This is a genomic window from Rhodoferax sp. (assembly GCF_028689305.1).
GTDB lineage: Bacteria > Pseudomonadota > Gammaproteobacteria > Burkholderiales > Burkholderiaceae_C > Rhodoferax.
The window spans coordinates 77,160-84,195 of record NZ_JAQTWM010000004.1; the positions used below are offsets into that span (position 1 = coordinate 77,160).

At 59.9% G+C, this 7,036-nt stretch carries 7 protein-coding genes; 3 read left to right on the forward strand and 4 right to left on the reverse strand.

Annotated features, from left to right (window positions below):
* The first annotated feature begins 105 nt into the window (after positions 1–105).
* Both xseA and PHW99_RS01885 read left to right on the forward strand, forming a co-directional pair.
* Positions 106–1,428 (forward strand): exodeoxyribonuclease VII large subunit, encoded by a 1,323-nt coding sequence (gene xseA, locus PHW99_RS01880; RefSeq protein ID WP_300173235.1) that lies wholly within the window; start codon positions 106–108, stop codon positions 1,426–1,428.
* A gap of 48 nt (positions 1,429–1,476) precedes the next feature.
* The gene (locus PHW99_RS01885) at positions 1,477–2,058 is read left to right on the forward strand and encodes a Fe-Mn family superoxide dismutase (RefSeq protein ID WP_300173237.1); all 582 of its coding nucleotides are present in this window, start codon (positions 1,477–1,479) and stop codon (positions 2,056–2,058) included.
* A gap of 111 nt (positions 2,059–2,169) precedes the next feature.
* On the opposite strand, the gene PHW99_RS01890 is transcribed toward PHW99_RS01885, so the two are convergent.
* A complete protein-coding gene (locus PHW99_RS01890) occupies positions 2,170–2,571 on the reverse strand; it encodes a DUF192 domain-containing protein (RefSeq protein ID WP_300173257.1) in 402 nt (133 codons plus the stop codon).
* A 144-nt stretch (positions 2,572–2,715) separates the two neighbouring features.
* A complete protein-coding gene (locus PHW99_RS01895) occupies positions 2,716–2,934 on the reverse strand; it encodes a hypothetical protein (protein WP_300173240.1) in 219 nt (72 codons plus the stop codon).
* Between the two features lie 210 nt (positions 2,935–3,144).
* On the opposite strand from PHW99_RS01895, the gene icd reads away from it, so the two are divergent.
* Positions 3,145–4,398: an NADP-dependent isocitrate dehydrogenase gene (icd, locus tag PHW99_RS01900; RefSeq protein WP_300173242.1), complete on the forward strand. Its 1,254-nt coding sequence runs from the start codon at positions 3,145–3,147 to the stop codon at positions 4,396–4,398.
* 87 nt (positions 4,399–4,485) lie between these two features.
* Here icd and PHW99_RS01905 read toward each other — a convergent pair whose 3' ends face one another.
* Both PHW99_RS01905 and PHW99_RS01910 read right to left on the reverse strand, forming a co-directional pair.
* Positions 4,486–4,746: a cupin domain-containing protein gene (locus PHW99_RS01905; RefSeq protein WP_300173259.1), complete on the reverse strand. Its 261-nt coding sequence runs from the start codon at positions 4,744–4,746 to the stop codon at positions 4,486–4,488.
* 70 nt (positions 4,747–4,816) lie between these two features.
* Complete coding sequence (locus tag PHW99_RS01910; RefSeq protein ID WP_300173245.1) at positions 4,817–6,934, reverse strand: glycoside hydrolase family 3 protein; 2,118 nt, start codon at positions 6,932–6,934, stop codon at positions 4,817–4,819.
* Between the last annotated feature and the right edge of the window lie 102 nt (positions 6,935–7,036).

A 7,036-nucleotide genomic window follows, 5' to 3' on the forward strand; every position in this document is an offset into this window, starting at 1 on the left:
TTTTTTTGGAGGTCCAGGTAGTTTCACCAATCTGTGGAAGACTTGATTCGGCCATCGCGCTGTCCGGCGATTTGTCAAGGGGGTTTTCACGTGTTTGAGGCCAAAGTGACCCCATCCGAACCTCGGATCTGGCAGGTGGGCGCCTTGTGCCGCGCCATTGCCGACGCGTTGCAGGCGCGGTTTAACCCGGTGACGGTGGCGGGCGAGCTGTCGGGTTTTTCACGGGCCGCCAGCGGGCATTGTTATTTCACACTGAAAGACGCCAGTGGCCAGCTGCGTTGCGCCATGTTCAAGCGTGCCGCCACCGGTCTGGCCTTTGCCCCGCGCGACGGAGAGCTGGTGGAGGTGAGCGGCCGCCTGGGGGTGTATGAGCCGCGTGGTGACTTGCAGCTGATTGTGGAAGGCATGCGCCGGGCCGGGCAGGGCAGCTTGTTTGAACAGTTTCTGCAGCTCAAGGCCAGGCTGGAGGCTGAGGGCCTCTTTGATGCCGCCCGCAAACGGGCGCTGCCGGTGATGCCGCGTGCCATCGGCCTGGTGACTTCACTCGGTGCCGCTGCGCTGCATGATGTGGTGACGGCCTTGCAGCGCCGGGTGCCACACATTCCGGTGGTGCTGGCACCGGCGTCGGTGCAGGGCAGCCAGGCCCCGGCGGAGTTGATCAGTTCGCTATCAAAACTGTATCAATACACGCAGGAAAAACGTGGGCTAGAGCCTGTTTTTGCTGATAAAAATTCGGTGCCCATGCCGGTGATTGATGTGATCCTGCTGGTACGCGGCGGTGGCGCCATGGAAGATTTGTGGGCTTTCAACGACGAACAACTGGCGCGGGTGCTGGCGCAAAGCCCGGTGCCGGTGGTTTGTGGGGTCGGGCATGAGACGGATTTCACCATCGCCGACTTCGTCGCCGACCTGCGGGCACCGACACCCACGGCGGCGGCTGAACTGGTGGCGCAGCCGCGCGAGGCCTGGCTGGGGGCGCTGGACCAGGCGCAGCGGCGTTTGCGCGATGCGCTGGAGCGACAGCTGGACCGGCACAGCCAGCGCCTGGACAGTGCCGCCAGCCGACTCGGGCGGCCTTCGGCCCGGCTGGCCACGCAGCGATTGCGCCTGGCCGCCTGTGCCCAGGGCCTGCCGTCTGCGGCGCGGCACCATGTGCAGCGCAACCAGCAACAGCTGGAGCGACTGGCGGGACAACTGCCGCTGGCCTTGCAACGTGGCCTGCAGGCGCACACGCTGCGGCTGGACCGGGCGGCGCTGCGCCTGGGCTTGCTTGATCCCCATCTGGTGCTGGAGCGTGGTTATGCCTGGCTCAGTGATGCGCAGGGTCAGGCCATCACCCGGGTTGGGCAGACCCATCCGGGGCAGGTGGTGAAAGCTACCCTTGTTGACGGCGCGGTTGATTTGACCGTGATCAACTCGGCAGGCTGAAACTTCCTACAATCCCGCCCTTTACCACGCTACCAATGAGAGGACTCCATGGAACACACTTTGCCCGCACTGCCATTTGCGATTGATGCCCTGGCCCCCCACTATTCCAAGGAAACCCTGGAATACCACCACGGCAAGCATCACAACGCCTATGTGGTCAACCTGAACAATCTGCAAAAAGGCACCGAGTTCGAGGCCATGGCACTCGAAGAGATTGTCAAAAAGGCCAGCGGTGGTATCTATAACAATGCGGCGCAAATCTGGAACCACACTTTTTTCTGGAACTGCCTCAAACCCAATGGCGGCGGTGAACCCACGGGTGCTTTGGCGGCTGCCATCACCGCCAAATTTGGCTCCTATGCGGCGTTCAAGGAAGCGTTTGTGAAATCGGCCGTGGGCAACTTTGGTTCGGGCTGGACCTGGCTGGTGAAAAAGGCCGACGGCTCGGTTGACATCGTCAACATGGGTGCAGCCGGCACGCCGTTGACCACTGGCGACAAAGCCTTGCTGACGGTGGACGTGTGGGAACACGCCTACTACATCGACTACCGCAACCTGCGCCAGAAGTTTGTCGAAACCTACCTCGACAAGCTGGTGAACTGGTCGTTTGCCGAGAGCAATTTCGCCTGAGGCGCGCGCTTTGGTCTGACAAAAGCCACCCGATGGGTGGCTTTTTTTATGGGCATGATTTGACGCTAGCCCGCAATAAACGGCATTATTACGCTACGTAAAATGTAGCAATTATGGTGCAGTGAAAGGCTGGCCGGTCAGCTTGAAACCGGCCTTGATGCCTTTTTTGGCAAACCAGCCCTGGTTCATCTCCAGCACGTAGCGCACCGGCTTGGCCGAGCAGTGGGAATCGGTGGTCAGGGGTTTCATATCGGCCAGATTGACGATGGTGCCGTCATCAGCGACAAAAGCGGCCGTCAGCGGCAAGGGCGTGTTCTTCATCCAGAAACATTGTTCGCTGGGGACATTAAACACAAACAGCATGCCTTCGGACTGCGGCATCTGGTGCCGGAACATCAGGCCGGTGGAGCGCTGTGGCGCGGTGGCGGCCACCTGGGTGTCGATCACATACATGCCGGCCGTGAGTTTGATACGGGGCAGGTCCAGCTGGGGGGCACTTTGAGCCAAGGCCATCTGACTGCAGGCAGCAGCCAGCACAAGGAGGAGGGTGGCAAAAATCTTCATCATGTCATTCTGACGTAGTCAGGGCAGGGCTGGAACAGACAGGCAAAAAAAAAGCCCGCAACAGCGGGCTCTTGAATCATGCCAAAGGCCTGATTAGTTGGCGGCAGAAGCCTTCTTGGCAGGCTTTTCCTTCTTGGCAGCCTTTTCTTTCTTGGCGGGCTTGGCAGCAGAAGCAGCGTCAGCCTTGGCTTCGGCCTTCACTTCAGCCTTGGCTTCAGCTTTAGCGGGAGCAGCAGCGGCGGGAGCCGAAGCAGCGGCGAAAGCGCCAGTAGCGAAGAGACCAGCAACCAGAGCGGCGAGCAGTTTGTTCATTTTAAAATTTCCTTGAAATAACGTTAAGACAGAAAACCTTCAGAATTGCAGAAGGTGCCACCATAACGCCGGTCCAGTCCAGTTGGTTGACAGGAATCAGTCAAATATTCAGACTAGAATCAAAAAGTTTAGGGCAAACCCCGGGTCGTACGCCCAGCTCTTGGCCGGCTCAAAACACGATCTTTGATCAACTAACGGAGACTCTAGTCCATGTATCAGCACATCAAGGTGCCTTCTGAAGGCCAAAAAATTACCGTCAATGCAGACATGTCACTCAACGTGCCTGATCAGCCGATCATCCCGTTCATCGAGGGTGACGGCACTGGCTTTGACATCACGCCAGTGATGATCAAGGTGGTGGACGCTGCGGTGGCCAAGGCTTATGGCGGCAAGAAAAAAATTCACTGGATGGAGGTGTATGCCGGTGAAAAATCGACCAAGGTATACGGTCCCGATGTGTGGCTGCCCGAAGAAACCCTGAAGGCCTTGCGCGAGTATGTGGTGTCGATCAAGGGCCCGCTGACAACCCCGATTGGCGGCGGCATCCGTTCCCTGAACGTGGCTTTGCGCCAGGAGCTTGACTTGTATGTGTGTCTGCGCCCGATCCAGTACTTTGAGGGCGTGCCCAGCCCGGTCAAAGAGCCGCACAAGACCAATATGGTGATCTTCCGTGAAAATTCCGAAGACATCTATGCCGGTATCGAGTTTGAAGCCGAGTCCCCCAAGGCGCAAAAACTCATCAAGTTCCTGCAGGACGAAATGGGCGTCACCAAGATCCGTTTCCCGAACACCTCCGGCATCGGCATCAAGCCGGTGTCGCGTGAAGGCACCGAGCGCCTGGTGCGCAAGGCCATTCAATACGCCATCGACAATGACAAACCCAGCGTGACCATCGTGCACAAGGGCAACATCATGAAGTTCACTGAAGGTGGCTTCCGCGACTGGTCTTACGGTCTGGCACAGAAAGAGTTTGGCGCCGAGCTGATCGATGGCGGTCCGTGGTGCAAATTCAAGAACCCCAAGACCGGCAAGGACATCGTCATCAAGGACAGCATTGCCGACGCCTTCCTGCAGCAGATTCTGTTGCGCCCGGCTGAATACAGCGTGATTGCCACCCTGAACCTCAATGGTGACTACGTGTCTGACGCGCTGGCTGCTCAGGTCGGTGGTATCGGCATTGCCCCCGGAGCCAATCTGTCTGACTCCGTGGCCTGCTTTGAAGCTACCCATGGCACAGCACCCAAGTATGCTGGCAAGGACTACGTGAACCCCGGTTCTGAAATCCTGTCAGCCGAGATGATGCTGCGCCACATGGGCTGGTTTGAAGCTGCTGACGCCATCATCAAGTCGATGGAGCGCTCCATCAAGAGCAAAAAGGTCACCTACGACTTTGCCCGCCTGATGGACGGCGCCACTCAGGTGAGCTGCTCCGGCTTCGGCCAGGTCATGATCGACAACATGTGATCGTGTTGTGCACCGCTGTTGGCGGTTGTCACCAAGCCTCCATGCGCCTTTGGCCATGGGGGCTTTTTTCATGGTCTGGCCGTGGGGTCAATAAAACACGGCGAGCCAGACCGTGTCCTGATCGGGCGTGGTCCAAGTCACCCGGTGCTTGCAATGGGCCGGGATGTTGACATGGTCTCCGGCGCTCAGGTGCAGGATGTGGTCTTCAAACTGCAAGCGGGCCTGCCCTTGCACCAGCAGCACCCATTCATGTTGGGCCTGGTCATACCAGTCGTCCGGGGCGGATTGGTGGCCGCGTGAGACGATGCGTTCGATCCGGGTGGTGCCGGATGCGGCAAGGGTTTCCATCAGCTCCTGCGGCAGCTCGGCCGGGATGTTTTTCAGCAAATTGGCCGGTTCCATGGGATCAGCCAGTGGCCTACTGCAGTGATGCGGCTGGTGTGCCGGTCTGGCCTGTGGTCAGTCGCAAACCGTGGCCGCGCGGGTACAACACCGTCTGGCCATCCAGTGCGGGGATGTTGATGGGCAGATGCCCCTGGGGAACCAGGTCACCCAGAATCAGGCGGCAAAACGCCTGGTAGGCCACGCCAACCTCCAGACCCTGGGCATTGATATAGGAGTTGCCGTTGTAGCTGGCCACCATACTGTCGCTATAGGGTGCAAAAGCCGCGGTTTCATACGGCGCTGCCTGGCTCACAAAGACCGAAGGCACGTTGCGCGTCTTGGCCGCCTGCAGGGCCTGCAGCATGACCTGGGCCTTTTCCTGATCAGTCCGGGACAAGGCAGCGGCCTTCAAGCCGGGCGCAAGGGGGGGCGCTGGCTCAGCATCAAACACCAGACTGCCGGACCTGGTCAACACCGCCAGGGTGGTTTCATAAGTTGATCCTGCCGGGCTGGCTGCGTTTTTGGCGGTGATGCTGGCCAGGTTTTCCACCGGGGTGACTTTGTTGGCGTCGTTGGAGACGATCAGCAACTGGCTGCGGTCAAGTTCACTGGCCACGGCCACCGGGTCCAGCGTGTTGGTGACGAAGACGGTCACCACCAGGCTGGTATTGCCATGGGCTGCCGCGGCGAGTTGCAGGCTGTTTTGGAGCGCCAGGCCTTGAAAGGCTTTGGACGCCAGCACCGTCACCCGTTGCAGCGTGGTGGCATTGAGCGGCAGCGCGGGGGCGAAGCCATTGTGATTTTTCAGCAAGGTCACGGACTGTTCGGCCAGCTGGCGTTCGACGTCCGTGTGGGCGCCGCTGCCCACGGTCTGGCGTGCCGTCTCGATCCGGGTTGCGACGGGCGTGTGGTCTGGCTGGAGCAGGCCGAGCTTCTTCTTGAGCGTCAGAATCCGCAGCACCGAGGCATCCACCTCGGCTTCACTCAGCGCCCCCGAGCGCACCGCCTGGACCGCCGCCAGGATGAAGCGGTCAAAGGTCTGCAGCATGGCAGGTGAATTCAGGCTGACCGGCATCAACGCGATGTCGGCGCCAGCGGCAAAGGTCTTCAACACCGCGTCTTCTGGCGTGAAAAAGGCGGCAATGCCAGCCATCGTCATGGCATCGGTCACCACCACACCCTGGTAACGCATGTCGCCACGCAGCAGATCGGTCAGGATCTTGCGCGACAAAGTGGCCGGGCGAATCATCTTCTGGCCCAGGTAGTCCGGCTGGCTGCCGTCCAGTGTGGTGTTGTCAAGCGCCGGATACTGGATGTGGGCGGTCATGACCATGTCGGGTGGCTGGTGGTCAAACACATACTGAAACGGAAACAGGTCGATGTATTTGATGGTGGTCAGGTCATGGTTGACCAGCGGCAGCCCGTAATGGGAATCCACCTGGGTATCCCCATGCCCCGGGAAATGCTTGACGGTGGCGGCCACCTGCTGCGACTGGATGCCGCTTTGCAGGGCCAGGCCCAGCTGCGCGACCATTTCCGGCGAATCGGAAAAACTGCGCACGTTGATCACCGGGTTGTTGGGGTTGATGTTCACGTCCAGCACCGGGGCGTGGTTCACGTTGATGCCCAGCACGGCCAGTTCGCGGCCCAGAATTTCGCCGGCGGCGCGGGCAAAACGGGTGTGGTTGCCTAGGTAGCTGGCGCCGATGGACATGTTGCCGGTGAAGCGGGTGCTGATGTCGCGTGGCGTGCGCAACACCGTGCCGCCTTCCTGGTCGGTGGTGATCAGGCTGCCAATACCCAGCCGGCCGGCAAAGGCTGCAGCCTGGATGTCGTGGGTCAGTTGCACGGTCTGCGCCACATTCTGGAGGTTGTTGGCAAACAGGATCACACCACCGAGCTGCTGGCGCTGGAGAAAGGCGCTGATCTGCGGCTGCATCTGTGTCCAGGCTGTGGTGCAGCTGGCGCTGGGCTGTTCACAAAAATAGCGGAAATCCACCACGAATTTCTGCGCCAGTTTTTCCTCCAGCGTCATCTTGGCCAGCAGGTTTTGCACCTCCTGGTCGGTGGGGTTGCCGCTGCCGCCACAGCCGGCCAGTGTCGTGGCCACCAGCACGGTCATGGCCCCGGTCAGTCTTGTCAGTCTGTTCATGAAGCGTCCCTCGGTTTGTCGCCTTTGCAGCGGCGGCCCAGTAAAAAAGCCCTGATGCGGGTGTGTCATCAGGGCTTGTGTCTGGAGCGGGTGAAGGGAATC